The organism is Peribacillus sp. V2I11, from assembly GCF_030817135.1.
Lineage (GTDB): Bacteria > Bacillota > Bacilli > Bacillales > DSM-1321 > Peribacillus > Peribacillus simplex.
Map to the genome: position 1 here is coordinate 4,731,176 of NZ_JAUSYW010000001.1, position 26,234 is coordinate 4,757,409.

Consider the following 26,234-nt stretch of genomic DNA (forward strand, 5'->3'; position numbering starts at 1 on the left):
ATTTTCGCCTAAAGTTAAGAGATTGGGGCTCTACGAGCCCACTATGTTAGGCCATTTTTGGACCTCGCCATGTCCAATTGGCCATCTTCTTTAAATTAATGGCAGCGAAAGTAAGCATCGCCTGCATCGACAATTTTTTAAGTCCCCTTAAAGTAGTCCAACGCATACCATGCTTTTCTTTTGCATCTGCGAATGCACGCTCAATCGTTTCTTTACGTTTTGCATATATAGGTTTTACATCTTGATGATGACGCAGATGATCTGCTTCTTCCACATGTGTTTGCCAGATATGCCGTGTCACCACTTTTTGACAGTCTTTGCTTTCTGTACACCGAGATAAAAATGAGCATGTTGTACAAATTTGTTTTGGCGATTTGTACTCGCGATATCCCTCTTTATTTGTTGTTGAGTACTTTAAAGTTTCGCCCGAAGGGCAAAGGTAACAATCAAAATGTTCATCGTATACATAGTCCTGTTTGCGGAAAAATCCTTCTTTGGTGCGAGGACGTGTATAAGCTAAAGCCGGTATGATTTCTTTGTTAAATAGGTAGCTTGTAATCGCTGGTGTTTTATAAGCTGCATCTGCGGCAACGGCTTCCGGTTTTCCAACTTTCTCAATCACTTGTTCAACTAGTGGCTCTAAGATCTGACTGTCATGTGTATTTCCAGGTGTTACAATCGTTCCCAATACAAAACCGTTGCGGTCTGCGGCCGCGTGGAATGAATAGGCAAACTGTTTTGTTCGTTCATCTTTCACATAGTAGCCACTCTCAGAATCCGTTGTACTTTCTTTAATCTCTTTGGTCTCTTCTTTATCAAATTTATCTGGTGGAAAAGGCTTTTTTCCATGGTTTTCACGATCTTGATTGATTTCTTCTTGAAGACGTCCTTGATACGCTCGTGTTTCTTTACGAACGATTTTCTTTTCAAATTTCCGTTTATTCGCACTGGCTTTCACATGTGTGGAATCCACGAAAACGTGTTCAGCACTTATTAACTTTTTATTAGCAGCTGTCATTAAAATGCGATAGAAAATCTGTTCAAATAGGTCTGTATCTTTAAAGCGTCGCTCATAATTTTTCCCGAACGTAGAGAAATGAGGTACTTTATCATGGAAACCATAGCCTAAGAACCAACGGTAAGCCATATTGGTTTCAACTTCTTCAATCGTTTTACGCATGGAACGAATACCGAAGGTATATACCAGTTGATCTAAAGTAATCATTTCAAGTTGATCTCGCTGAATAAATCATGTTTAGAAAGCATCCTCATCACCTCAAGTTTTAATACTTCTATTTTAAAACAAAAATGACTCCAGGCAAAAGTGTTCTATCTAAAAGGTAAGACAAAGTTGATTGGAACGGAAGGTACGAGACTCCTGCGGGAAAAGCGCGTCTAGGGGAGACCCCGCAGGCGAAGGCCGAGGAGGCTCCCCGACCGCCCGCGGAAAGCGAGTGCCTGGAGTGGAAATCAACGTCCAAATTGTACAAGCCATAAAAATAGACAAACTCGATTTTCATCGAGTTTGTCTACAGTCTGAGGTAAGAGCACTTATTTGCTCTTACCTTTTTTTGAATCGTGCTCGTTTAAAAAGGCCGGATCAGTTTATCTGGCCTTTTGTATTTAACATATATGTTCGTCATACTCGGTTTTCAAGTAATTTATCATCTTTTGTTTTTGGTGGGAATAATGAAAGCAATTAAAATAAAAGGAAAAGTCGTCAAAAAAGAGAGGATTTTTATCATCGAATCCATAAGAATTTAAAAAATCCGAGATTATTTTTTCTTGATCCACTAAGTCGAACAATCCGGATACATAAAAATGATAACTGAATTTATCATATAAAAAAAGGTATCCTGCATCATCAAAAATATTTTTCACTGTATGACCATCCAATTCTAACTCACTCCTTCCTTACCAATATACCTTTTTATCGATGAAATTATTCAGCGCTCATCTTTCGGGGAATATTATTATATTTACTGCAACGTGTTATTTATTCCTTCCATGCATTAAAGGTATGAAATAAATGCAGGTAGCAAGTATCGGGAACGAAAGAAAGCACATCCAATCAGGATGTGCTTTCATAAAAGTATTATTTGTACATTTCAGCCACTTGTTTTTGTAATTGGCTATTTTCAAGGTATTCATCATAGCTAATTTGCTTATCGACTGTACCTTTTGGTGTAAGTTCAATGATTCGGTTCGCTATAGTTTGGATGAACTGATGATCATGAGAAGAGAAGATCATTGATCCTTTAAAGCTGATCAAACCGTTGTTCAATGCCGTAATTGACTCTAAGTCTAGATGGTTAGTAGGTTCATCAAGCATTAGCACGTTCGAACCGCTTAACATCATTTTAGAAAGCATACAGCGGACTTTTTCGCCCCCTGAAAGAACACTTGCCTTTTTCGTGACTTCATCGCCAGAGAATAACATTCTGCCCAAGAAACCGCGCAGGAAGCTTTCGCTCTGGTCATTAGGAGAATATTGACGGAGCCAATCGACAAGACTTAAATCGACACCTTCAAAGAACTCGGCATTATCTTTAGGGAAGTATGCCTGAGAGGTCGTAACGCCCCATTTGAATGAGCCGCTATCCGGTTCAATTTCACCTGCCAAGATTTTGAACATTGTTGTTTTGGCAATCTCATCTTTACCGACAAAAGCAATCTTGTCACCCTTATTCATCGTGAAGCTGACATTATCCAATATTTTTATGCCATCGATCGTTTTCGAGATTCCATCTACACGAAGCAGGTCGTTCCCGATTTCACGCTCAGGTGAAAAGCCGACATATGGATAGCGCCGAGAAGAAGGCTGTATGTCATCCAAGCTGATTTTGTCCAATAATTTCTTACGGGATGTCGCCTGGCTTGATTTGGATGCATTGGCACTGAATCGAGCGATGAAATTTTGAAGCTCTTTGATTTTTTCTTCTTTTTTCTTGTTGGCATCTTGAGTCAATTTAAGGGCAAGCTGGCTTGATTCATACCAGAAGTCATAGTTACCGATATAAACTTTGATTTTACCGAAATCGAGATCCGCAATATGTGTACAAACTTTGTTAAGGAAGTAACGGTCATGGGAAACTACGATAACTGTGTTTTCAAAGTTGATCAAGAATTCTTCCAGCCATTTGATCGCTTTTAAGTCCAAGTGGTTGGTAGGCTCATCCAGTAATAGAACATCCGGTTTACCGAATAGTGCCTGGGCAAGCAATACTTTAACTTTGTCGCCACCGTTCAATTCAGCCATTTTCTTTGTATGCAGGTCTTCTGTAATCCCAAGGCCTTTTAAGAGAATGGAAGCTTCAGGTTCAGCTTCCCAGCCGTTTAATTCGGCAAATTCACCTTCAAGCTCGGCCGCTTTCATTCCGTCTTCGTCCGTGAAGTTTTCCTTCATATAAATGGCATCTTTTTCTTGCATGACTTCATATAATCTTTCATGTCCCATAATGACAACTTTTAGGACTTCTTCCTCTTCATAAGCGAAGTGATCTTGTTTTAGAACGGCAAGGCGTTCGCCAGGCCCCATATGGACATCACCGGATTGCGCTTCAATTTCACCGGAAAGGATTTTTAAGAACGTGGATTTACCCGCACCATTTGCACCTATCAGACCGTAGCAGTTACCAGGCGTGAATTTTATATTAACATCTTCAAACAGTTTACGATCGCCATAGCGTAAACCAACATTATTTACAGTAATCATTTATTTACATTCCTCCAAAATACTTTTGTTTCAACGTGTCCAACACTTTGTTTCATTAGTTTTACGCTGATTCATACAAACAGCAGTTTATGCCCAATAATTTTTTAAATGCCGCTCGTTAAATTGTATCTTATTTTGTATGAAAATTAAAGGCAGATTAGCAAAAACAAACGTTTATAAGCAAAAATTACAAAAGAACTTGATTTTGTTTATAAATTGTCGCGTATAAAGTATGTTTTATTTTTTTTGAAAAATTTATAGGTATAAAGACTCATTACGCATCAACATTATAATTGGTAATATAGGTAACTGTAACTAACACATCAGGAGGATCGTATATGAGTGATTCAGTAGGTTTTTGGAAACGTTTTTTAGCAGGATTATTGGATGGCATAATAGTATCTTTACCATTAGCGATAATTTTCGGGTTGATTACTGGAGATTGGGAAAATGAAAACTTTTCAACGTTCTTCGACTTTCTATACATGCTGATTGTCCCGATACTATGGTATGGCTATACAGTGGGTAAAAGGATTATGGGAATACGTATAGTAAGGATGGATGGCAAAAAATTAGGCATTGGCACAATGTTATTGAGGTATTTAGTTGCTGCTTTGGTTTATGTCATTACAATAGGGATAGGGTTTATAGTTAGTGCATTCATGGTCGGCCTAAGGAAAGATCATAGAGCGATACATGATTTCATAGCAGGTACATACGTGACATCAAATAAACCATGATTAATTGATAAGCAGTTTAATAGCTGCTTTTTTTTATGCGAAATTACTCAAAACCGATATAATTTTTAAAATATGTAGGGAATTTTGATGATTACTTTATTGGAGGGCATATTAAGCAATTTATATTACATTGGAAACCACGATAGAATATTTATCCATTAAAAAAGTCGCAGTTAGGAACCAAAAAGCACTTAACCTATATAGTCAAGTGCTTTGGTTATTCAAAACCTCTTTATTTTGATTAATGATGATTTTATTTCTTAAAATCATTTCCTTATTATTGAGTCCAACATTCAGTTCTTTGGTATTATTCACTTTTTCTAGCAGCGATAATACAGATATTTCCAGTAATTCAGAAACAGGCATATTTGTTTTGGATGATAAAATTTCAAGTTCATGGATTAATTTAGGGGATAGCATTGGTGTTCTTTCATTTATTTCCATGACAGTACCCACTTTAAAAAAGTTATGTAATTGTAATTAAGTATATAATGTGAGTTTCCAATAACACATTAAATTAGCGTTATTTAAGTTAAGAGTTGATGTCAATTGTAATAGAAAGGTATAATCGAGCACATTAATGGAAGTGTTGATCATTCCAAGAGAATCAAGATGGCCATATATTATTGAAGCATTAAAGCTAGCCTTGATTTTTAGTTGTAGTCGTAGGGGTCACATTAAACAGCTTTAATAATTCCCGGCCCATATTATATTTTCTATGATCGAGAGCGTGAAATTTCCCTTTTTGAAAAGTTGATCTGCCTTTTTTTAGCGTATGGATGGGTGCTAGGGCATGATCGGGAAGAAGATATACTCCTCCAATAACGATAAGTAGGATAATGAAGAAAAATAATCCCGGTGTTACGGAAAATTCCCCCAAAAAGGATACGGCTCTTACATCTAGAATAACTGTTAAAAGCAAACTGAATAATAGGGTGGGAAAAAAATCCAGAAATATAGAACTAGCCAGAAGTTTTGTTTGAATGCCTATAAAAACATTACTTTGGAGCTTTCCATTTTCCCCGTACAAGGTTTCTGCCCGCTTGGATAGTTCACTGATTATAGGGCGGGGCTTTCATGGATAAGAAAAAGTCAATTAAAGCGTGCATCACAGACGTAAATACACTAACGATCAATCCCAATAGCACCAAAGTGCCTGAATTCAGTTTTTCCCAATATATAAATAAAATAACAAGTATGGTTGCCCATAAAATGCACGATCAGGGTTTGCCTGCATACTAACAACGGAAACTTTTGTGCAGTCGTGTAGGCGGTTTGTAGGGAGAGCAGGGAAGGGTTCATTTGTTCCATGGCTTGCTTGAGGGGTTTGACATCTTTTTGATATACAATAAATTCACTGCATCTCTTTATGAATAAAGAGAATTGTATAATTGCCATTAACATAATTGTATCGGATAAAGTGATATCAATCTGATGAAATAGAAATAAACTTCCTACTCCCAGAATGGTAATGACATTTTCCAAGATGTAATTATTATATATTTCTCTTTCGGATTTATAGAAAAGTTTTCAATAATTTCCCTACTGAAAGCATTTTGAATGCTCTTTCATAAGTCAGCACACTATAGCAAAATCCAGACTGGAATATATGTTTTATTCTTCAAATTATATGAAATAACATGAAAGGTAAATTTCAACTATATAATTCTATGTCTCCAGATTTGTCAATAATTAGCTTTTCTGATAGTATAAATGTCCATTTCGTCTTAGCTCGGCATTTTATTAAATTTGATAAAAAGACAAGGAAGGGGAAGTGGTTTTATTGGGAAATCATCCTGATTTTGAACATGAACGACAGCGGCTGGATTTTACGAAACGTTATATGGATGTAGTCATCAAAACATCAGAAACAAGCAAAGATCAATTTCAGCGGAATATGCAAGAAGCTTTTGGCGATGCCGATTGGTCTGAATCAGGCCTATATTCTCAGTTGCTGACGACGGCCAACTTTTTTGAAATGTCCAAAACCGAACTTGAAAGTTTACGCAAAGCAAGTAAAAAGCCCTACTTTGCAAGAGTGGACTTTGAAAGGAATGACGGTGATAGTGGCGAAGTCCTTTATTTTGGAAAAACATCACTTTATCAGAGGGAAAGCCAGGAACAGATCATCGTCGATTGGCGATCACCGATTGCAAACCTTTATTATGAGGGACGGATTGGTGAAATTGAATATGAAGCGGAAGGGGAAACATTTAGCGGGAACATCACTTTAAAAAGACAGCTTATGATAGAAGAAGGTGTCTTGGAGGAGATAAGGGACATTGATTTGACAACAACGGATGAATTGTTGCAGGAATCCCTATCTAAAAGTTCCAGCAATCGATTAACGGATATCATTACCACGATCCAGGAAGAACAAAATAAAATCATTCGTGCAGATTTGAATAAACCGATCATTGTCCAGGGCGCAGCTGGCAGTGGTAAAACTACAATTGCTTTACATAGGATCTCTTATTTCATTTATCACTATAAAGACTTGTTCGATCCGCGACAATTAATGATTCTTGCTCCTAGCCGGGTTTTCATTGATTACATATCTGAAGCTTTACCTGAATTGGGTGTCGAAAAGGTAAAACAATTCACATTTTCCGAGTATGTTCAGGCAGCGATAGGAAAGCAAGTGAAGCTTGTAGCGGATGATAAATTAACTCGATTGCTGGAAAAGGATGATGAAGGAATCAATTCAGCCGTCTGGATATCAGGTCTTAAGGGCTCCCCTGCCTTTAAATATATATTGGACGAATATGTAAAGGATATTTTCAGGGGCTTTCATCCGGATGCTGATTTTTATTGTGATAAATATCGCCTCTATTCCGCTAAGAAGTTCATTAGATTATTGGAAGAGGATTATTGGTATTTACCGTTATACAGCAGGCTGGACAAACTGAAGGCCATTTTACAAAATGAAGTGAAATTGAAAAAGAAACTAATGCTTGAACGTGTTGTTGATTTTTATGAGGCCAAAATTGAGAAGGCTCTCTATAAAAATATCGATCCAGTCATACGTAAGGAATTTGTTACAAAATGCCTCGATAAAAAAGAGGAAAGGATGGGACAGATCAAAAAGGCGATCCGTTCTTCTGTAAAGGGCTATTTTAAACAATTTAAAAGTAAAGATCTCCTGGATTACTATCAGGAATTATACCAAGATCCAGAACGTCTTGCCTCTTACAGCAACGGTAAACTTACTATTGAAGCTGCCAGAGTTTTATGTGAGTATAATCATAAATTATTTTCGGCTAAAAGTTATGAGATGGAGGACTTAGGTGCATTATTGTATCTTCAGGAGCGGCTTTTTGGTGTCGACAAAGAAAACAAAGCAAAAAATGTCGTCATTGATGAGGCACAGGATTATAGCTTCATGCAGTTACAGGCACTCAAGACGGCAGTTGATACCGATATGTTCACACTTGTAGGCGATCTTGCACAAGGCATCCATTCATACCGCGGACTTCAAACTTGGGAAGAGGTTCACAGTCGTATTTTCCCTCGGGCGACGTATACTGAATTACAAAAAAGCTACAGAACAACTGTTGAAATAATGAAACAAGCCAATGAGATACTTCAGTTGTTAACTTATGATTTCCCTGAAGTTGAACCTGTAGTCCGACATGGCAAGGATCCAGAATTCATTTCCATTGAAAAGGAAGGTTGGGAAGAAGAGCTCATCGAACTTATCGCAAGCCTTAAAGGAGAAGGTTTTAAAACGTTTGCCGTTATTGCCAAAACGATGAAAGATTGCAAACTGGCAAACGAGAAACTAAGTGGACTTCATAAAGGCTTCCATTTAATAGATGAAGCGGGAAACATCCCTAAAGATAAAACGTTGATTGTTCCTTCCTATCAAGCCAAAGGTCTAGAGTTCGATGTCGTATTTGCAATATCCCTGGAAGAAGCGTATTGCCATGGAAATGAGCTTGATATCAAACTGCTGTACGTCACAATGACAAGGCCATTGCACCGGCTTTATTTTTTAGGTAATGAGAAAAAGGCTTTCCTTATCGAGACATGAGAGGGGGAGGGTGGAATGTAACCACCCTCCGGGAAACACTCACAAATACAAAAGGACATCCTTGATATCTTCCCACCCAAAACCGACTTCGATGAGCTCGATGCCTCCCATTTTAACGTTTTTTTCAGCTATCACTTGTCCGCCAATGGCTCTGTAAAAACCGCATGAAGGATTATCCTTTAATGCCCAGATTATTAAATTTTTATGTTCCATTTTCATAAGCTCATGTATGACGGCTTTTATCATTTTTCGGCCGAGTCCCTGTCGTTGATATTCTTTTAAAAAATAAATGGCATATACTTCACCTTGAATATGCGGATCATTCGTTTGTTCAGGTCCGCCGGCAGCGAAACCGATGATTTCCCCATTGGCGTTCTCCGCTATAAAGGTGGCATTATGCAGCATCTTTAAATTTCTTAGCCAGTTTTTCTTTTTGGCTTCCAGATTCATGGCAAACAAATATTGATCCGGGAGGATTCCTTTATAAGTCGTTTTCCAGCTGTTTATATGTACATTTGCTATTCCATTAACATCTTCTTCTGTGGCTTTCCTTATCTTCATGAAAAACACCTTCTGATTTTGTATTTTCCCCTAGAATATCATGGAAAAAGTGAATAAGCATTTTATTTATGTTTATAACCGCATGAGAAAGGATAAGAAATAAAAGAGTGATTCAACCAGATGAAGGGAAGGATGAGAAAGATGAAATTGAAAGTTGGTTTTTATTTTCCGGGCGGCAAAGAACTGGAGCATGAGGTAGAAGGCGATGACTCAACTCAAATGATCTCAAATGATCTCAAATATTCAAAAGCACCGTTATTATAATTTAGTTAAAGGAGATTGCCATTATGTCGTAGATACGGAAAAAGCAGCTTATTTTTCTGTAACGGAAATATTGGAATGAGAATAAACCGCATTGGACTTTTGTTCCATTGCGGTTTATTCTTTTTGTTGTAAGGAAACCGGAAAAGGAGTACCGACAATGAAAATCAATTTTACCAAGAAACAGTATGAAACATTATTCAAAATGGTTCAGTACGGATATTGGGTTGCTTCCGATACTGAAGATAATAAAGAATTCAGTGAGATGGAACAGTATCTCAATTCCTTTGCCAAAGATTTCGGCATGGAAGGAGTACAGTTTGTGAAGGAATATGAAATTTATGATTTGAGCAGAGAGTTGGAGGATCAACTTCATGAAGTCATAGATGAGTATGAAGAAGGAGTGTTCAGGGATAAGCTTGCCTATCATATGGCTAGAAAAGAGTTTGCCGATGAGTCGGAAAACCATGAATACAATCAGGAGGAAGCGTTTAAACGTATTATGGAGCTCGAAGAAAAATATCATCTTCATATTGAAGAACACGGATTAGTGAAATTGAAAATAGAAGAATAAAAAGAGAGAGGACTTAATTTGTCCTTTCTCTCCAGTTTCTATACAAAATGAGGTTCAGAATGTTTCATTCCCTTTTACTATTTTTTCGAGGGAATGATTATCATAATATTATAACAAGACTAGGTTATACTCCATGACTTTTCCTGGTTTATATGGGATGAAACCTCACTAGATTGAAGAAATTTGTGACACTCCTGCCGAATAACTGGTTAGCCGAGACCCCACAGACGCTTGCTTTGATGCGGCTTGGCAGACAGTCGGCGGAAAGGGAGCGGATTTCTGAAATCAACTGGAACGTTTATTAAATAAAACTGCAGGCAAACTCGCTTTTCTTCGAGTTTGCTACAGTCTGGAGAGGGCATAAAGTTGTCCTCTTTTTCTTATTCCGAAAAGTCATAATTTTCATGTTCATCAGAATGCCAACGGCCATTACGCATCGGTTTTATACGCCAGGATTTTGGCCTAATTTTTCAACTGTGTATTGGTAAAATGCATGTAAGTCATTTTGTGACGCAAAACCTGCTTGTGCAGTCTGTTCGTTCCCTCCGCCTTTTCCATTATACGAACTGAGTTCAGCTTTGAAATATTGTCCGCAATGAAAGGGAATGACCCCACTGTGCGAAAGGATGACCTTTTGCTCTTTACGTGATGCTAATAATACGGTAACCTTTTCCTTTTTTACAATCCTACCTGCAAGGTATAGCAGTTCTTTCATTGAGCAATCTTCGAAAATTTGAGAGATGAATCCCCCTCCATTTTCTGTAAGCAGGGAGTCAGCAAGAAAATTTGCATTTTCACGTTTTAAGTTTTCATTTGCCGATAGCAGCTGCTTATAGTCATTTTCCAGTTTCTCTACCCTATTAAGAATCTCTGTACGTCCGGTATTGAATTTATTCGATAATGCTGAAATAATACCTAGACTTTCGGAATAATCGTTCAATGCCCTGAAGCCGCACTTAAAGTAGAGACGGGTAAGTTCTTTCTGCTTCTCCGTTTTGAAAATTTTTATTAAGCCAATCTCACCGGTACGCCCTACATGGGTTCCACCGCAAGGGTTATATTCAATTCCTTCTATTTCAACAATACGGATATTCTCAGACACTTTAGGCATTTTGACGACAGAAAGTGTCTGTAATTGCTCGTTTGTCACGTAATAGATAAGTATTTCGCGATTTTCGATGATATATTGATTAACTAGCTTTTCAGCAGCAGCCGTATGTACTTGAGTCCATTGAAATCCTGACATTATATCGATCGTTAAATATTCCTTTCCAAGGTGGAAACTGACCGTATTAGAGTCGAACAGTTCCCTGCAGACAGCAGAGAGTAAATGCTGGCCGCTATGCTGTTGCATATGATCGAAGCGGCGGGACCAATCAAGTTCACAGTAAACGACCTCTGAATCTGGCCGCCTCTCCGTCTTATGAAGAATCTTTCCATCATTGCCTTTTATAACGTCAAGAACGGTGATTCCTTCTATTTTACCAGTATCTGCTGGCTGACCGCCCCCTTCGGGATAAAAAGCGGTTTCTTCAAGAGTGATGTAGTAAAAGCCATTTTCTTCAAAGGTACTCTGAATTTTGGTATCCCATTGGGAAGTCTTGGGGGATGTGTAATACAATTTTTTTGTCATGAATGATTTCTTTTTCCTTTCAGTTGATCATTAAATTATATCACCGAAATACCTGAGTTTGAAATTGCGGGTTTAGAAGATTAGTCAGGTAAATAAGTAAACTTTATGACGAATTTTAAATAAATTGTGCAAGATGGCAATATTTTATTTATAGACTAACCCTTAAAAAAATATGAGGAAATCATTCCATAATTCAAAAGGTAATTGAACATTTAGAAATAAATACAGCACAGCATGATATTCGGCTCAATATCGAAACCAAGGATTTAAATGATTCTAGGGGATCGCTTAGAAATCGAACAAGCCTTTTAACCCGTTAAGCAATTCAATCAAATATTCTCCGGATGGGGGCAGGATCTCTCTCATTATATATAGCAGGAACGATATGCTTTCCATAGATATCCAGGATGAGGGTTTAGGTATCCCAAAAGAATCACTGCTAAAATATGAATTGATGGACAGTGGCTTCCACGTCAGCTATTTCAAAAGTGGTGGAAAGGCATTTCAAAAGCTAAAAACCTCATCTCCTGATGCCATAGTACTGGATATCCTTCTTGAAGAGGGAGAGATGGAAGGAAGGACGATCCTGAGGGAATTAAAAGGATCCGCTGACTTGAATGAGGTTTCCCGTTTTTGTATCGACCGCACTTGACGTAAGGGAGAAGGGAATTTCCTTGGGAGCTAAGGATTATTTAGTTAAACCTTATAAACCGAGCCAATTATCCAAAGTGATCATGCATACCATGTTAAGTAACGGTAAACAAGGACAGATGCTAATCCCGCAGGATTACATGAAGACGAAAAGGGTAAAAAATAAAAAATCGTAATAGGTATACAGAACAACAAAAAAATGATAAATTCAAATATGATGGAAAAATAAATAATTGGGTACAATTGTAGGTAAAGGTAAGTTACAGGAGGATATGAATACATGCAAAAAATTCAGGCCGGTTTGGCTGTAGAGTTAGAAGTGGAACGTAAGGCTGATTTCGGATGGTTTTTAACGGACGGTTCAGAAGATGTCTTACTTCATCATAATGAAATGAATGAAGGAACGGAACTTGAACTTGGAGATGAAGTAACTGTGTTCATCTACCATGATAAACAAGCAAGGCTAACAGCGACAATGAAGATACCCGAAATTCAGATTGATCAGTATGGCTGGGCGGAAGTTGTCAATGTGAAAAGGAAACTGGGTGTTTTTGTGGACATCGGTCTTTCCAAAGATATTCTTGTATCCCTGGACGACCTTCCGAATATTGATCGTTTATGGCCTGAGGTTGGTGATCGTCTATATGTATCCCTTAAGACAGATCGTAATGACCGCCTGTTTGGTAAACTTGCAACGGAAGATGTAATTCAGGAGATTGCAGTGACAGCTCCTTTAAAAGGAGTCCGAAACACCAGTATTAAAGGAAATGTCTATCGTTTGCTTATGGTTGGGTCTTTCTTTATTTCACAAGAAGGATACCGCTGTTTCATTCACGAAAGTGAACGCAAGGAAGAGCCCCGTCTTGGTGAATTAGTTGAAGGGCGCGTCATTGATAGTAAAGAAGATGGAACGCTTAACGTTTCTTTAATCCCTTTTAAACAAGATCTAATGGGGGAAGATGCTGATGTCATTTTTACATATTTAATGAATCGCGGCGGTGCAATGCCTTATGGCGACAAAACGCCACCTGATGATATCAAGTTTCACTTCGGTTTAAGTAAGGGAGCGTTCAAGCGTGCTCTCGGTAAACTGATGAAGGAAGAAAAGATTTACCAGGAAGATGGATGGACATATTCTTCAGACCGTAAATGAAAAAGGCAGCGGCTTTTAATTAAAAATATATAGAGCCCGTTAGCGCTTGATAATAAAAGCCTGTATCGATTTAAAATAAAGTCTGATAATTTGTAAAAAAGTTAAATAATTTACAATAAAGTTTGATTAAAATTCCTGTATTTGATATGCAGGAATTTTTTGTTCCGCAATCGTGCCATTTAATGGAATAAGACTCCTAAACAAAAAAATGGATATTTATATTAATGTCGTTATAAGATTGTGAAGAAATGTACTTAAACTATCGGGGCAGGTTAGTTGAATAAGGTAATATTTGGATTAAGATAGATATAAGTAGAAAAGTTAATAACAAGGGGTGATTTTTTGGAGAAAAAGATTGGGGATATAGATTTTTTTGAACAAGTAGTAAAAAGACTTTGCAAAAAAAAACAATATTTCCCCTCAGAAACCTAAATTTGAAATCATCGAGAACGTAATGGTTATTAGCATTAAGAACCATTTAAAAGATGGAGTAGACTTAGATTGTTTTAATATTTTAAACCTTATTTACCGAACAATTGGACCTTTAGAAAAGAGCTGAACAAACAAGAAATAGAATTATTGAGGCTTATGCAGAGTGTCAAGGCATTTTATTTTGATTATAGCAATGAAATGAATACCATTTGGCGATGAATTATTTTACTAAGTTTTTAATGTTTTTACTGATATATGCAAAGTTAGCAGTACACTAATAAAGTAATAAGGTTTACTTCAGTAAAATAAGGTATATTATATTTATTGAATAGATTCTCTTTAAAGACAAGAAAAGTAGGTGAACAAAGTGGGAAAATATCAATTGGATACCAAAGGTAAGGTAGCTGTGACAAAGTTTCATGAAAAACAGACGCCTGCCAAATTTGATAAAAAGCAGCAACTTGAAAAAATACGTGCGGAGTATTTGAAAAAGAAGCAAAAACAAACAGATAAATAATATGAATGAAAACATAGGAAGACTAAAATCTCCCTATGTTTTTCTTATTCGAAGTTCTTTTTTCAATTGATGATAGAGTTTATTATTCCCATAAATTTCAGATTCGGTGACAAAAAACTCGTCATCAGATATCCATTCCTCACTAAAAATTTCAGTAGCAGAATCAATAGACCAGCCGTTATTTTGGATACACCAGTAATCTCCAGCAGAAATTTTTAAAACATTTGGATACTCACTTGGCTTAGGTAGCTGAATAAAAAGATAAGTCTCGATCTTTTCAGCAAGATACTTTCTCAACACCCCACACTCAAAGAAAGTCAGGGAATACCAATGCGCTGAATTTACTTCTAGCAACTTAAAGGTAAACCAATGAGTAAATGTACTGCTCTTGCTTGTATCACATTGAGGTAGTCTTTTACAAATGGTATGAAATTAAAGTTTTCATCCATTAAATAATACATAACCCCATTGTCTGTTATAGCTTTTCTTACAGATATCATTTCACGCCATTTATCTATTGGTGTTTGTTGTATCTTAGAAATATGTATCACGCCCTTTTATTAAGCTAAGCATTCATTTTTAGGTAATGCCCTCGAACTATCGTTTTGTGGAGTCCTACCTCGGAACGAGGCTACACTCTCCTCCAAAAGAAATAACATTCAATTATAGAACTAATGTTCTGATAATATCGTATATTAACTTAAATTACTATGTATAACTAATCTTTATGTATACATAAAAAAAGGACAGTAGGAATATCATTCCTTACTATCCTTACTCCTGTATCTAATATATCTTGAAATTTTCTCCGCTGCTTTTTATGTGAATTTCATTAAAAAAACTTCTTTTTACCTTTTTCTTCTTTTAAAATCTCCACTGCTTCCCTGAACCTCATCGAATGGATAATTTCCCTCTCACGCAAAAACCTGAGTGAATCATTGATATCAGGATCATCCGAGATGTCGATCAACCACTGATAAGTTGCTCTGGCCTTCTCTTCAGCGGCGATGTCTTCATATAAATCTGCAATGGGATCGCCTTTGGCTTGGATATATGTGGCAGTAAATGGATTTCCTGCTGCGTCATGATAATAAAGGGCACTATCATGATTGGCATAATGGTCACCAAGGCCAGCTGCAGCCATCTGCTGAGGGGTGGCGTCTTTTGTAAGCTTATAAATCATCGTGGCGATCATTTCCAGGTGGGCAAATTCTTCCGTTCCGATATCCGTAAGCAGGCCAATCACTTTATCAGGAATTGTATATCGTTGATTTAAGTATCTGAGTGCTGCAGCCAACTCGCCATCAGCACCTCCGTATTGTTCTATTAAATATTTTGCCAATTGAGGATTACAGTCTCTTACTTTAACTGGATATTGCAGCTTCTTTTCATAAACCCACATAGATATCTCTCCTTATACCTGCCATGGCCAAGGGCCTTGGCCCCATTCCCATTTATTTTCACCGCCTGGACTGTTTCCAAAACCCAATAATGGACCATATTTAGGCTCAAAAACCGATTTCAATTGTTTGGAGTATTCATGAAATTGATTGAATTGCTGTAATGCTTGCTGATCGTTAGGATGTGTATCCAAATAAAGAGTCAACTCGACAAGTACGAAATCCGCAGCCTGTATTTGTTCAAGCAACTGATAATATTCATCATCCAGTTTCTTATTCATTTATGTCTCCCTTTCCCGATATGGATTATCATAAAAATCATAAAAGAATTTCCAAAGTGTACCGTATTTCAAAGCTTCCTCCGGTGTGAACTGCTCCAAATTCGGCGGTTGAAAATTAATATACAAATTAGGAGGTGTCCTGTAGAACTTTCTCCCAATAGGCGGGCACGGATCGAATTTACTATGGAAAGGTTTATATGACTTAACTAAGGTAAAAGTCTTTTCGCGAGTCACAAAAAATACCTCCTTTGTAAAGATATAGCCTTTAATTTTTATGCCTGGGTAATGCATAATATGACTCCCCTGGTCTGGAAAGGAAATTATCTGGAAAATGATGTTTTTTTAGAATATTATAAAATCTTGTTATAGTCCCGTTATCTTACTGTGATGTTTGTCATCTATTCTTTATCTGTTTGTTCTTTGTATAGAAAAAAACTATGTTAAGATTTAACTCGTAGCTTATAAAGCAGCTCACAAGGAGGTAACAACATATGAAAAAATCAATCTTATCGTTAGCGGCAGCGGCTGCAATATCCGGTGCATTCACAATTCCGGTACAAGCAGAAGATGTCAAAGTGAAAGATGGAGACACATTATGGGGGATATCTCAAACATATAAAGTATCAATAGAAGATATTAAGTCTTGGAATGATTTGTCTTCAGACGCGATTTATGTCGGGGAAACTATACATATTTCTCAAGAAAAGCATTATAAAGTCAAATCAGGGGACACATTATCGGAAATTGCAGACAAATATGATGTAGCTGTAAATGATATTAAATCTTGGAACGGTTTAAATTCAGATACTATCCATCCGAATCAGGAACTAATCATTAAACCAGCGGCTAACAAAGTCGAAGCGGCGAGTATAGGGCCTGCGCAGAAATCAGAGCAAGCTGCACCAGTAGAACAATCAAAGCCAGCAGAACAAACAAAGCCGGTTGAACAATCAGAACCAGCAGACACAAACAATGAATCCCAAGATCAAGCAGAATCTGGGAAAGAGATTACTGTTAGTGCAACCGCCTATACGGCTGATTGTCAAGGCTGCAGCGGAACAACAGCCACAGGAGTGGACTTGAAAGCTAATCCTGATGCAAAAGTGATTGCCGTGGACCCTTCAGTCATTCCACTAGGATCAAAGGTTTATGTTGAAGGTTATGGCTACGCAACGGCAGCCGATACAGGCAGTGCAATCAAAGGAAATAGAGTGGACATATTTGTTCCAAACGAACAGGATGCCGTGAATTGGGGCGTTAAAAACGTTAAAGTGCAAATCCTGAATTAATTTAACCATGCAAAACATGTTAATATATTGAAAAAAGCAGACACAGACATAATGTGTCTGCTTTTTTTATCCTTTTGGTTCACGGGAAAAGCAGGTACAATGAAAGTAATAGATCCTTATAAATCCTTACAAGGTAAAGAGGAGGAGTAGTAAATTGATGGAAAAAGCACGTAAGTATTTACAAGAACATTTTGGTTATGAGTCATTCAGAAAAGGTCAGGAACAGATTATCGAACAGGTGTTGGGAGGAATAAACACCGCAGGAATCATGCCTACTGGCGGAGGTAAATCGATATGTTACCAAATTCCAGCCCTTTTGTTACCTGGTATAACACTCGTGATATCCCCACTTATTTCCTTGATGAAGGACCAAGTAGATGCCCTCGAACAAAACGGGATTGATGCCACATTTCTTAATAGCTCCATTTCTGGGTTAGAATCATCCAATAGAATGAACGATATTAAGCAAGGAAGATATAAATTGGTTTATGTGGCACCGGAACGATTGGAAAATCCTGCATTTCAACAGGATTTATTTAATGTGGACATTTCATTGGTAGCCATTGATGAAGCCCACTGTATATCTCAATGGGGTCATGACTTCAGACCAAGCTATTTAAAAATCAAAACCTTATTGAAAAACATGCCATCTTCTCCGACTGTACTGGCATTAACGGCAACAGCCACTCCGAATGTGACCGATGATATTTGTCAGTCGCTCGGAATATCAGGGGAGCATACAATATCAACGGGATTTTCCAGAGATAACTTGTTCTTTTCCGTAGTGAAAGAAGAAAATCGCAGCCGGTTTTTAATGCGCTATTTAGAGAAAAACAAAAATGAATCGGGTATCATATATGCAGCCACTAGGAAAGAAGTCGATTCCTTGTATGCCAAGCTTGTTAAAGCCGGATTCAAAACAGGTCGATACCATGCTGGCATGAATGAACAAGACCGTTCGGAACAGCAAGACCAATTCATTCGTGATGACGTTCCCTTGATGGTAGCGACATCTGCCTTTGGGATGGGAATCGATAAGTCGAATGTTAGATACGTCATCCATTACCAAACCCCAAAGAACATGGAGAGTTATTATCAGGAAGCGGGCCGTGCAGGGAGGGATGGTTTGGAAAGTGAATGTATCCTCTTATATTCCCCTCAGGATATGCAGATACAGCGTTTCTTGATTGATCAATCAAATCCCTCGCAGGAGTGGCAATCCCAGGAATTGAAAAAATTGAACAGAATGAAGGATTATTGTTTTACCGAGGGGTGCTTGCAAGCCTTCATTCTTCGATACTTTGGAGAAGAAAACCCTGAAGATTGCGGTCATTGCGAAAATTGTACAGATAAACGTGACTCTGTTGAAGTGACTACACAGGCACAGATGGTCCTTTCATGCATGTTACGGATGGGTGAGCGATTCGGTAAAACGATGATTTCCCAAGTGCTTACGGGATCACGCAATAAGAAAATTGAAGAGTTCGGATTCCAGAAGCTTTCAACCTATGGAATCATCAATGATCAATCTGCGAAGGATGTAGGTGACTTTATTGATTTCCTGACAGCGAAACAGTACATCGAAATGACGGGCGGCCAGTTTCCGGTCCTCAAGGTTACCAATGCTGGCAGGGAAGTGCTATTGGGACAGAAAAAAGTTCTGCGTAAGGAAATGAAAAAAGTAAGCAGCATCAGTGCGGATCATGGATTGTTCGAAGAGTTGAGACAGTTAAGAAAAGAATTGGCAAGTAAGGAAAATGTACCTCCATTCATTATTTTTTCCGATGCATCTTTGAAAGATATGGCCCTCAAACTGCCGAGGACGGAAGAGGAATTCCTGGAAGTTAAAGGTGTAGGCATGCAGAAATTCGAACGCTTCGGATCCGTGTTCTTACAGGGGATTTCCCAGTATGTACAGGCACATCCTGAATTAGAAACGAATACTATGGTTACAAAGGAAACGGTAAAGCGAGCTACTAAACCTTCTCACTTAGAAAGCTATCGCTTATATCAGGAAGGCAAATCAATAAAGGAAATTGGGACATTGAGAGGGCTGTCTTCCATTTCAATTGAAAATCATTTATTAAAGTGTGCAGAAGAACACTTGGATATCAAATGGGAAGAGATTTTCTTGGATGAAGAGTATGATCTTGTTTTGGAAACTGCGAAACAATTGGATTCTGAAAAATTGAAACCACTAAAAGAAGTACTGCCTGAGAATATTTCCTACTTCATGATTAAAGCGATCTTGGTTAAAGCGGGGTTGGAAAACGAAAGGTGTTAAGGTTTTTTGGTTAATTTCTTCATTGAATAAATAAGAATTTGGTTTAATGCGTATACTAGGAATGATAAAAAGGTGAATTTTCGCGCCTTTAATCAGAGTCTATATATAAAAAGAGGAGGTTGCTCATGTATTTTGGTAAAAAGAATTCAGAGGAACCAGAAATCGTTATGGAAGATACGATAGTATATGCGTGCGGATCAGCAGATTGCAATGGTTGGATGAGAAAAGATTTTGCCTCGGAAAACTTTGATTGCCCAATGTGTGGAAGTCAATTAGTTGAGGAAGTCAGGGAACTTCCCAAAATTGAAAATGAGTATAATGCTTTTAAATAAAAGAGGTGAATCATAGCCTCTTTATTTTTTATTTTAAGAATGAAGTATGCCGGAGTGGTTTCATTCTGGATTAATGCTTTACATATAAAAATATGTATGGTATTATTAAATTTCAGTGTTATGAAAAGGATGCACTGGAGGGTAATTTAAAGTAACATTTTTATTAATAAAATAATTTTTCATCATTTTCATGATGAAGTAGAAACAAGTTAAACACATCTAGAAAAAAGAAATACATGTAATCACCAAGTATTTTCCTCGATCCATTTCTGTTCTTCATTAACTTACTTCTATGTACCATTTATCTTTTGGAATTTAATCTACCCAATTGGAATTACGGACGGTTTTAATTAATAAACATGTACTTACAAGCTTTTATCTGATTCTCGCAGGCACGGTCTAGGAACCGTATGGATGGGAGAGAGGCAGGGCTTTCATTGTTTTAGGTTTTGGCACTAAAAATTACTCTCATGCTCAATTCGCTTTGAAATGTTCACCGAGCGAGCAGGAAGAACCATATGGAATGGATTCTTAAACAGCGCAGTCTCTATTATCTTGAAGGGTAAGTCAGGGACTGTGTTTCATTTTTTATCTGGATTAGAACAGACATTAAAGGAATCATTTCTTATTTAGAATCTTTACTCAAATATATAAAGCATATATATGATATAATGGATAAAGAGATATTAAAAATTCATGTCGTAATCTCAAGTTCTTCCCATTCAAAAAGTTTGAATGAAAGGACAATTATCAAAACTTAGATTAGCGAATGGGTATTTACTCACAATTTAGATTAAACGCCATCTATTCTTCTTTTATCTTTATGGCTTGTGATCTGTTATTCAGGACGGAGTCAATTCAATTCTAAGGAGTGAGATACATGTATAGAAGAAATAATACGGAAGAAATCATTCCTGAAGAAACAAAGGTGTGGGAATGTACATCAGAAGATTGCAAAGGTTGGATTCGCGATAACTTTACAAGTAATGATGAACACGTTTGTCCGTTATGTAGCAGTGAGATGAAACCTGGCACCAGAATGCTTCAAGCTATCAACAATCCAAGAAACTATTAAGGCTGTATAAAAAAAGCTGAAGGGGATTCCCCTTCAGCTCAGACTGTAGACAAACTCGATGAAAATCGAGTTTGTCTATTTTTATGGCTTGTACAATTTGGACGTTGATTTCCACTCCAGGCACTCGCTTTCCGCGGGCGGTCGGGGAGCCTCCTCGGCTTTCGCCTGCGGGGTCTCCCCTAGACGCGCTTTTCCCGCAGGAGTCTCGTACCTTCCGTTCCAATCAACTATGTTTAAAAATTTAGATAGAACTCCTTTTGCCTACAGTCTTTTTTGTTTTAAAATAGAACTATTAAAACTTGAGGTGATGAGGATGCTTTCGAAACATGATTCTATTCAGCGAGATCAACTTGAAATGATTACTTTAGATCAACTGGTGCCACCGAACCATTTGGTTCGTAAAATGGAGGCTTCCATTGACTTCACTTTCATTTACGACTTGGTGAAAGATATGTATTCAGAGGTAGGACGCCCAAGTATTGATCCAGTTATTTTAGTTAAACTGACATTCATTCAATATACCTTCGGTATTCGTTCCATGCGTAAAACGATTGAAGAAGCTGAAACAAATATGGCTTACCGTTGGTTCTTAGGCTATGGTTTCCATGATAAAGTACCTCATTTCTCAACGTTCGGGAAAAATTATGAGCGACGCTTTAAAGATACAGACCTGTTTGAACAGATTTTCTATCGCATCTTAATAACAGCTGCTGATAGAAAGTTAATAAGTGCTGAACACGTATTCGTCGATTCCACACATGTGAAAGCCAATGCGAATAAGCGCAAATTTGAAAAGAAAATCGTACGCAAAGAAACACGAGCATATCAAGGACGTCTTCAAGATGAAATAAATCAAGATCGTGAAAACCATGGAAAGAAACCTTTTCCACCAGATAAATTTGATAAGAAAGAAACCAGAGCAATTAAAGAAAGTACTACGGATCCTGAGAGTGGCTACTATGTGAAAGATGAACGAACAAAACAGTTTGCCTATTCATTCCACGCGGCCGCAGACCGCAACGGTTTTGTATTGGGAACGATTGTAACACCTGGTAATACACATGACAGTCATATTTTGGAACCACTTGTTGAGCAAGTGATTGAGAAAGTTGGAAAACCAGAAGCAGTTGCCGCAGATGCAGCTTATAAAACACCAGCAATTACAAGCTACCTATTTAACAAAGAAATTACACCTGCTTTACCCTATACACGTCCTCGTACAAAAGAAGGATTCTTTCGCAAACATGACTATGTTTATGATGAACACTTTGATTGTTACCTTTGCCCTTCGGGCGAAACTTTAAAGTACTCAACAACAAATAAAGAGGGCTATCGCGAGTACAAATCGCCAAAACAAATTTGTGCAACATGCTCTTTTTTATCACGGTGTACAGAAAGCAAAGACCATCAAAAAGTAGTGACACGGCATATCTGGCAAGCATATGTGGAAGAAGCAGATCATCTGCGTCACCATCAAGATGTAAAACCTATATATGCGAAACGCAAAGAAACGATTGAGCGTGTATTCGCAGATGCAAAAGAAAAGCATGGTATGCGATGGACTACTTTAAGGGGACTTAAAAAATTGTCGATGCAAGCGATGCTTACTTTCGCTGCCATTAATTTAAAGAAGATGGCCACGTGGACATGGCAAGGTCATAAAATGGCTTAACATAGTGGCTCGAAGAGCCCAAATCTCTTAACCTTTGGTCAAAATTTAAAAGGGAATTTCAAAAGGGGTTCGGAATTTTTTAATTCCGAACCCCTTTTGTCTACAAACTGAGCTGAAGGGGATTCCCCTTCAGCTTTTTTTATCTTTTTGCTATCAGATGCGGCAAAAAGCAAGTGAATGATTAGTGGATATCTTTTTTCTTGAATCGACCGCCTCGAACTTCCGCGATATCCCCTACGGCAAGAAATGCAGATGGATCGAAGCTTTTGACTATCTCTTTAAGTTTAGCTTCCTCAAGCCTGTTTATTACACAAAAGATGACTTTTTTATCATCACCAGAATAAGCACCTTCACCAGCTAAAAAGGTTACGCCCCGTCCAAGGCGATTCATAATGGCTTCGCCGATATCATCAAATTCATCACTGATTATCCAAACAAATTTGGATTCGTCCAAACCTGCGATGACGATATCCATCGTTTTATATGCCACGAAGTAAGCTATGATCGAATACATGGCACGATCCCACGAGAAAACGAAGCCCGCACTGCCAAGGATGAATAAATTAAAAAACATCACGATCTCCCCAACGGAAAAAGGAAGCTTCTTGCTAGCGAGTATGGCAAGTATTTCTGTACCATCCAATGAGCCGCCATATCGAATGACCATTCCAACACCAATGCCAAGAATCATTCCGCCGAAAGCGGACGCTAGGAGGATATCTTGAGTGAAAGCTGGTACATGATGAAGCAATGTAGTGGTAATGGAAAGGACTAAAATTCCATAAAGAGTAGATAATGCGAAGGTTTTTCCGATTTGTTTATAACCGATAAAAAAGAAAGGAAGATTCAAAATGAAAAGAAAGATACCGAGCTTCCATCCAGTGATGTAAGATAACATAATCGATATACCCGTTATGCCCCCGTCGATTACGTTATTCGGCACTAAAAAAATCTCGAGGCCGACAGCCATCAAAACCGCACCGATTGTAATTAATAGACCTCTCTGTAATATTTGTCTCAGTGTTAACTTTTTATGCTGGGTCTTCTTTTGCATAATTTCTGTTGTACTTGCACCCGCTAGGTCTGACATAATCATGCCCCCCACTCCTTCTCTCTATATAAGTTCTATTTAATTATAAACCTATAGGTATAATTAAATAAAGTAATTAACATTCTTGATTAATATATTCCTGAATAATTATTTTTGTTATTGATAATGTCCCGCAATGATGAAGCACGGTTTTGTGAAAGCTTGTCATTACATGTATTCCTATTCTACTCCATACAAAACAATAGTATTTCTCATTTTATTGATTTTATGAAAGAAATCTGCATTTTCCTGAGATAGGGGTGCACCAAAAGAATAAGTGTGTAAATATATAGGAGTAAGGAAATAAAAAACCTTTGAGGTACTATGAATTTCCATTACAATATAGGAGAATAGAACGGTTGAGGTGATAGAGTAAAAAATGGAACATTCAATTGTGGCATCAAATCCTGTCCTCTTCATGATTGCAGGACTTTTGATAATAATGGCGTGTTATACGGCGTTGGATTTACTGACAACATTATTGACGATAGAGAAATATAAACGTCTGGTGTATATAGGGAGCAGCTGCTCTATGGGAGTGGCTATTTGGACGCTTAATTTTATGATCATATTCACCCTCGATAATTCAGGAATGGCAGCATACAATTTTTCTACAATAATTTTTTCGTTAGCATTGGCTATTGCTCTCGCTGGGGTTGGGTTATTAGCCATATCGTATAAAACACAAGTGCTGCAAATCGTTTTTTGCGGCTTTATGTTTACGATGGCCATATTATCTAATTATATAATGGGAACATCTTCAATAAACCACTCTTTGCACTATAGCCCATTGTCAGTCGTTAGTACGCTTTTCAGTATCTTTATTTTATTCGTAGCAGCGCTTGCAATATTATTTTATTTTAATAAATTAAGTCAATCTTCGCTAAAACCAGTAAGTACACTCATGATGAGTGGGGCAATCATTGAAGGCTATTATCTTTTTTTGAGAGTATTACCGATGAACGCGAAAAATGAAACGGGTGAATTTGTTCCACTCACTCCATTTATGCTTTATCTTACATGCTTTGTTTCATTATTCATCCTTGCCAGCTTGATAGCTTCAAGTACGATCGTAGGCCGGCGGTTGGCAAAAAGTGATAATACTGTGAGCGATATCCGTTATGCTTTAGATCAATCCGCGATCGTCGCCATCACGGATGCAAAAGGAATCATTACATACGTTAACGAAAAATTCCTGGAAATATCACAATATGAAAAACATGAACTAATAGGGAGAAATCATTCAATCATCAATTCTGGCTATCATCCAAAAGAATTTTTCACTGACTTATGGCTAACGATCGGCCAAGGGAAAACATGGAATGGTGAAATATGCAATCGAGCTAAAGATGGTAATGTTTATTGGGTGGATACAACTATCGTTCCTTTTATGAAAAAGGGTAAACCATATCAATATATTTCCATCCGTTCGGATATTTCCAGTCGTAAACAAGCAGAAAATGCTTTAAAGGGATCAATCAAGGAACTGGAAGATATGCATTATGCAATCAACCAATCCTTGATTGTGGCGATTACCGATGATAAAGGAGTCATAATCGAAGTGAATGAAAAGTTCTCGGAGGTTTCCGGTTATGGAAGAGGTGAATTGATAGGCCATACCCATAAGGTGGTTAATTCTGGATACCACTCAAAGGAATTCTTTGAACAAATGTGGAAGACCGTCCATGAACGGAAAGTTTGGAAAGGTGAAATTAGAAACAAGGCGAAAGACGGTAGTTTTTATTGGGTCGATACAACAATTGTTCCATTTTTCAGCGAAGAAGGAAAGCCATTTCAGTTTTTGGCACTTAGATATGACATAACTGAGCGTAAACAATCGGAAGAGATGCTCCATCGGCAGGATAAATTAGCCGCAGTCGGCCAGCTTGCTGCTGGGGTGGCACATGAAATACGGAATCCGCTGACCTCCATGAAAGGGTATACAGAATTTTTGCAATTGGATGAAACGGACGAAAATAAACAAGAATATCTGGAAATAATCATGGATGAAATCAATCGTGTGAATGAGATAGTTGAAGAGTTCTTACAATTGGCCAAACCACAGGCCTTGATATTGGAAACGAAGAATCTTGTGCCGATCATTCAAAACGTTGTATCTTTGACGGAGTTTGAAGCCAGGAAGAAGAACATAACGCTGATTTCGGATTGTAATGGCGAAGAGATCCTCGTTCGTTGTGATGAGAATCGATTAAAACAAGTCATATTGAACTTCATAAAAAATGGTATGGAAGCTATGCCTGATGGTGGGTTCATAAAAATCATCACTGAACTTAAAAAGGATAAAGTGCATATATCCATTACCGACACAGGAATTGGGATGCCGCCAGAACAGCTTAAGAGGCTGGGAGAACCATTTTTCACAACGAAAAAATCTGGTAATGGGTTAGGTCTCATGATCAGCTTTAAAATTATAGAAAGCCATTTGGGAAATGTCTTTGTCGAGAGTGAGGTGAATAAAGGTACAATCTTTAATATCGTGCTCCCTATTTAAAATGCCTAATAGGAATCAATGAAAAAAAT

At 37.7% G+C, this 26,234-nt stretch carries 23 protein-coding genes and 2 pseudogenes; 15 read left to right on the top strand and 10 right to left on the bottom strand.

Annotation, left to right across the window (positions count from 1 at the left end):
* Positions 1–46 precede the first annotated feature (46 nt).
* A pseudogene (locus QFZ73_RS23165) lies at positions 47–1,201 on the bottom strand (IS1182 family transposase); the annotation flags it as partial.
* Positions 1,202–2,095: 894 nt separating this feature from the next.
* A complete protein-coding gene (locus tag QFZ73_RS23170; RefSeq protein WP_251437680.1) occupies positions 2,096–3,715 on the bottom strand; it encodes an ABC-F family ATP-binding cassette domain-containing protein in 1,620 nt (539 codons plus the stop codon).
* A gap of 338 nt (positions 3,716–4,053) precedes the next feature.
* Between QFZ73_RS23170 and QFZ73_RS23175 the strand changes: the two genes are divergently transcribed.
* The gene (locus QFZ73_RS23175; protein ID WP_251437678.1) at positions 4,054–4,455 is read left to right on the top strand and encodes an RDD family protein; all 402 of its coding nucleotides are present in this window, start codon (positions 4,054–4,056) and stop codon (positions 4,453–4,455) included.
* A gap of 204 nt (positions 4,456–4,659) precedes the next feature.
* On the opposite strand, the gene QFZ73_RS23180 is transcribed toward QFZ73_RS23175, so the two are convergent.
* Positions 4,660–4,899 carry a hypothetical protein gene (locus QFZ73_RS23180; RefSeq protein WP_307271166.1) on the bottom strand — a complete coding sequence of 80 codons (240 nt, stop codon included), beginning with the start codon at positions 4,897–4,899 and terminating at the stop codon, positions 4,660–4,662.
* Between the two features lie 633 nt (positions 4,900–5,532).
* Here QFZ73_RS23180 and QFZ73_RS23185 point away from each other — a divergent pair.
* Positions 5,533–5,697, top strand: a complete 165-nt coding sequence (locus tag QFZ73_RS23185) for a hypothetical protein (protein ID WP_307271169.1) — start codon at positions 5,533–5,535, stop codon at positions 5,695–5,697.
* 532 nt (positions 5,698–6,229) lie between these two features.
* The gene (locus QFZ73_RS23190; RefSeq protein ID WP_307271172.1) at positions 6,230–8,488 is read left to right on the top strand and encodes a HelD family protein; all 2,259 of its coding nucleotides are present in this window, start codon (positions 6,230–6,232) and stop codon (positions 8,486–8,488) included.
* 39 nt (positions 8,489–8,527) lie between these two features.
* Here the strand turns inward: QFZ73_RS23190 and QFZ73_RS23195 are convergent, their stop codons facing one another.
* Positions 8,528–9,049 (bottom strand): GNAT family N-acetyltransferase, encoded by a 522-nt coding sequence (locus tag QFZ73_RS23195; protein WP_251437666.1) that lies wholly within the window; start codon positions 9,047–9,049, stop codon positions 8,528–8,530.
* Between the two features lie 141 nt (positions 9,050–9,190).
* Between QFZ73_RS23195 and QFZ73_RS23200 the strand changes: the two genes are divergently transcribed.
* On the top strand, positions 9,191–9,313 hold the full coding sequence (locus QFZ73_RS23200; RefSeq protein ID WP_307271178.1) for a hypothetical protein: 123 nt from the start codon (positions 9,191–9,193) through the stop codon (positions 9,311–9,313).
* A gap of 157 nt (positions 9,314–9,470) precedes the next feature.
* On the top strand, positions 9,471–9,884 hold the full coding sequence (locus QFZ73_RS23205; RefSeq protein WP_251437664.1) for a hypothetical protein: 414 nt from the start codon (positions 9,471–9,473) through the stop codon (positions 9,882–9,884).
* Positions 9,885–10,326: 442 nt separating this feature from the next.
* On the opposite strand, the gene QFZ73_RS23210 is transcribed toward QFZ73_RS23205, so the two are convergent.
* Complete coding sequence (locus tag QFZ73_RS23210; protein WP_251437663.1) at positions 10,327–11,517, bottom strand: alanyl-tRNA editing protein; 1,191 nt, start codon at positions 11,515–11,517, stop codon at positions 10,327–10,329.
* Between the two features lie 325 nt (positions 11,518–11,842).
* Between QFZ73_RS23210 and QFZ73_RS23215 the strand changes: the two are divergent.
* The 4 genes and pseudogenes from QFZ73_RS23215 to QFZ73_RS23230 all read left to right on the top strand — a co-directional run.
* Positions 11,843–12,169: pseudogene (locus tag QFZ73_RS23215) on the top strand (response regulator); the annotation flags it as partial.
* Between the two features lie 22 nt (positions 12,170–12,191).
* Positions 12,192–12,344, top strand: a complete 153-nt coding sequence (locus QFZ73_RS23220) for a hypothetical protein (RefSeq protein WP_307271188.1) — start codon at positions 12,192–12,194, stop codon at positions 12,342–12,344.
* Between the two features lie 104 nt (positions 12,345–12,448).
* Complete coding sequence (locus QFZ73_RS23225) at positions 12,449–13,321, top strand: CvfB family protein (RefSeq protein WP_307271192.1); 873 nt, start codon at positions 12,449–12,451, stop codon at positions 13,319–13,321.
* A gap of 799 nt (positions 13,322–14,120) precedes the next feature.
* Positions 14,121–14,270, top strand: a complete 150-nt coding sequence (locus tag QFZ73_RS23230; RefSeq protein ID WP_088090641.1) for a hypothetical protein — start codon at positions 14,121–14,123, stop codon at positions 14,268–14,270.
* Between the two features lie 33 nt (positions 14,271–14,303).
* Here QFZ73_RS23230 and QFZ73_RS23235 read toward each other — a convergent pair whose 3' ends face one another.
* The 4 genes from QFZ73_RS23235 to QFZ73_RS23250 all read right to left on the bottom strand — a co-directional run bounded on the left by QFZ73_RS23235 (position 14,304) and on the right by QFZ73_RS23250 (position 16,185).
* Positions 14,304–14,567, bottom strand: a complete 264-nt coding sequence (locus tag QFZ73_RS23235; RefSeq protein ID WP_056529736.1) for a hypothetical protein — start codon at positions 14,565–14,567, stop codon at positions 14,304–14,306.
* A gap of 535 nt (positions 14,568–15,102) precedes the next feature.
* The gene (gene cotJC / locus QFZ73_RS23240; RefSeq protein ID WP_251437658.1) at positions 15,103–15,672 is read right to left on the bottom strand and encodes a spore coat protein CotJC; all 570 of its coding nucleotides are present in this window, start codon (positions 15,670–15,672) and stop codon (positions 15,103–15,105) included.
* A gap of 12 nt (positions 15,673–15,684) precedes the next feature.
* Positions 15,685–15,951: a spore coat protein CotJB gene (locus QFZ73_RS23245; protein ID WP_063234474.1), complete on the bottom strand. Its 267-nt coding sequence runs from the start codon at positions 15,949–15,951 to the stop codon at positions 15,685–15,687.
* The gene (locus QFZ73_RS23250; protein WP_251437657.1) at positions 15,952–16,185 is read right to left on the bottom strand and encodes a spore coat associated protein CotJA; all 234 of its coding nucleotides are present in this window, start codon (positions 16,183–16,185) and stop codon (positions 15,952–15,954) included.
* A gap of 257 nt (positions 16,186–16,442) precedes the next feature.
* Between QFZ73_RS23250 and QFZ73_RS23255 the strand changes: the two genes are divergently transcribed.
* The 5 genes from QFZ73_RS23255 (at position 16,443) to QFZ73_RS23275 (ending at position 22,603) form a co-directional block, all read left to right on the top strand.
* A complete protein-coding gene (locus QFZ73_RS23255) occupies positions 16,443–17,240 on the top strand; it encodes a LysM peptidoglycan-binding and 3D domain-containing protein (protein ID WP_307271208.1) in 798 nt (265 codons plus the stop codon).
* A gap of 154 nt (positions 17,241–17,394) precedes the next feature.
* Positions 17,395–19,524: a DNA helicase RecQ gene (recQ, locus tag QFZ73_RS23260; protein WP_307271211.1), complete on the top strand. Its 2,130-nt coding sequence runs from the start codon at positions 17,395–17,397 to the stop codon at positions 19,522–19,524.
* A 125-nt stretch (positions 19,525–19,649) separates the two neighbouring features.
* Positions 19,650–19,856 (top strand): cold-inducible protein YdjO-related protein, encoded by a 207-nt coding sequence (locus QFZ73_RS23265; protein ID WP_251437654.1) that lies wholly within the window; start codon positions 19,650–19,652, stop codon positions 19,854–19,856.
* 880 nt (positions 19,857–20,736) lie between these two features.
* A complete protein-coding gene (locus tag QFZ73_RS23270; RefSeq protein ID WP_034307294.1) occupies positions 20,737–20,931 on the top strand; it encodes a cold-shock protein in 195 nt (64 codons plus the stop codon).
* Positions 20,932–21,244: 313 nt separating this feature from the next.
* The gene (locus QFZ73_RS23275; protein ID WP_307269942.1) at positions 21,245–22,603 is read left to right on the top strand and encodes an IS1182 family transposase; all 1,359 of its coding nucleotides are present in this window, start codon (positions 21,245–21,247) and stop codon (positions 22,601–22,603) included.
* A 181-nt stretch (positions 22,604–22,784) separates the two neighbouring features.
* Here QFZ73_RS23275 and QFZ73_RS23280 read toward each other — a convergent pair whose 3' ends face one another.
* Entirely contained in the window at positions 22,785–23,699 is a 915-nt protein-coding gene (locus QFZ73_RS23280; RefSeq protein WP_307271217.1) for a YitT family protein, read from the bottom strand.
* 373 nt (positions 23,700–24,072) lie between these two features.
* On the opposite strand from QFZ73_RS23280, the gene QFZ73_RS23285 reads away from it, so the two are divergent.
* Positions 24,073–26,205, top strand: coding sequence for a PAS domain S-box protein (locus QFZ73_RS23285; protein WP_307271220.1), 2,133 nt, complete (start codon positions 24,073–24,075; stop codon positions 26,203–26,205).
* Positions 26,206–26,234: the final 29 nt, after the last annotated feature.

Coding starts and splice junctions, on each gene's coding strand:
- QFZ73_RS23170 (WP_251437680.1), bottom strand. CDS start 3,715: ATGATTACTGTAAATAATGTTGGTTTACGCTATGGCGATCGTAAACTG.
- QFZ73_RS23175 (WP_251437678.1), top strand. CDS start 4,054: ATGAGTGATTCAGTAGGTTTTTGGAAACGTTTTTTAGCAGGATTATTG.
- QFZ73_RS23180 (WP_307271166.1), bottom strand. CDS start 4,899: ATGGAAATAAATGAAAGAACACCAATGCTATCCCCTAAATTAATCCAT.
- QFZ73_RS23185 (WP_307271169.1), top strand. CDS start 5,533: ATGGATAAGAAAAAGTCAATTAAAGCGTGCATCACAGACGTAAATACA.
- QFZ73_RS23195 (WP_251437666.1), bottom strand. CDS start 9,049: ATGAAGATAAGGAAAGCCACAGAAGAAGATGTTAATGGAATAGCAAAT.
- QFZ73_RS23200 (WP_307271178.1), top strand. CDS start 9,191: ATGAAATTGAAAGTTGGTTTTTATTTTCCGGGCGGCAAAGAACTGGAG.
- QFZ73_RS23205 (WP_251437664.1), top strand. CDS start 9,471: ATGAAAATCAATTTTACCAAGAAACAGTATGAAACATTATTCAAAATG.
- QFZ73_RS23210 (WP_251437663.1), bottom strand. CDS start 11,517: ATGACAAAAAAATTGTATTACACATCCCCCAAGACTTCCCAATGGGAT.
- QFZ73_RS23225 (WP_307271192.1), top strand. CDS start 12,449: ATGCAAAAAATTCAGGCCGGTTTGGCTGTAGAGTTAGAAGTGGAACGT.
- cotJC (WP_251437658.1), bottom strand. CDS start 15,672: ATGTGGGTTTATGAAAAGAAGCTGCAATATCCAGTTAAAGTAAGAGAC.
- QFZ73_RS23245 (WP_063234474.1), bottom strand. CDS start 15,951: ATGAATAAGAAACTGGATGATGAATATTATCAGTTGCTTGAACAAATA.
- QFZ73_RS23255 (WP_307271208.1), top strand. CDS start 16,443: ATGAAAAAATCAATCTTATCGTTAGCGGCAGCGGCTGCAATATCCGGT.
- QFZ73_RS23265 (WP_251437654.1), top strand. CDS start 19,650: ATGTATTTTGGTAAAAAGAATTCAGAGGAACCAGAAATCGTTATGGAA.
- QFZ73_RS23270 (WP_034307294.1), top strand. CDS start 20,737: ATGTATAGAAGAAATAATACGGAAGAAATCATTCCTGAAGAAACAAAG.
- QFZ73_RS23275 (WP_307269942.1), top strand. CDS start 21,245: ATGCTTTCGAAACATGATTCTATTCAGCGAGATCAACTTGAAATGATT.
- QFZ73_RS23280 (WP_307271217.1), bottom strand. CDS start 23,699: ATGATTATGTCAGACCTAGCGGGTGCAAGTACAACAGAAATTATGCAA.
- QFZ73_RS23285 (WP_307271220.1), top strand. CDS start 24,073: ATGGAACATTCAATTGTGGCATCAAATCCTGTCCTCTTCATGATTGCA.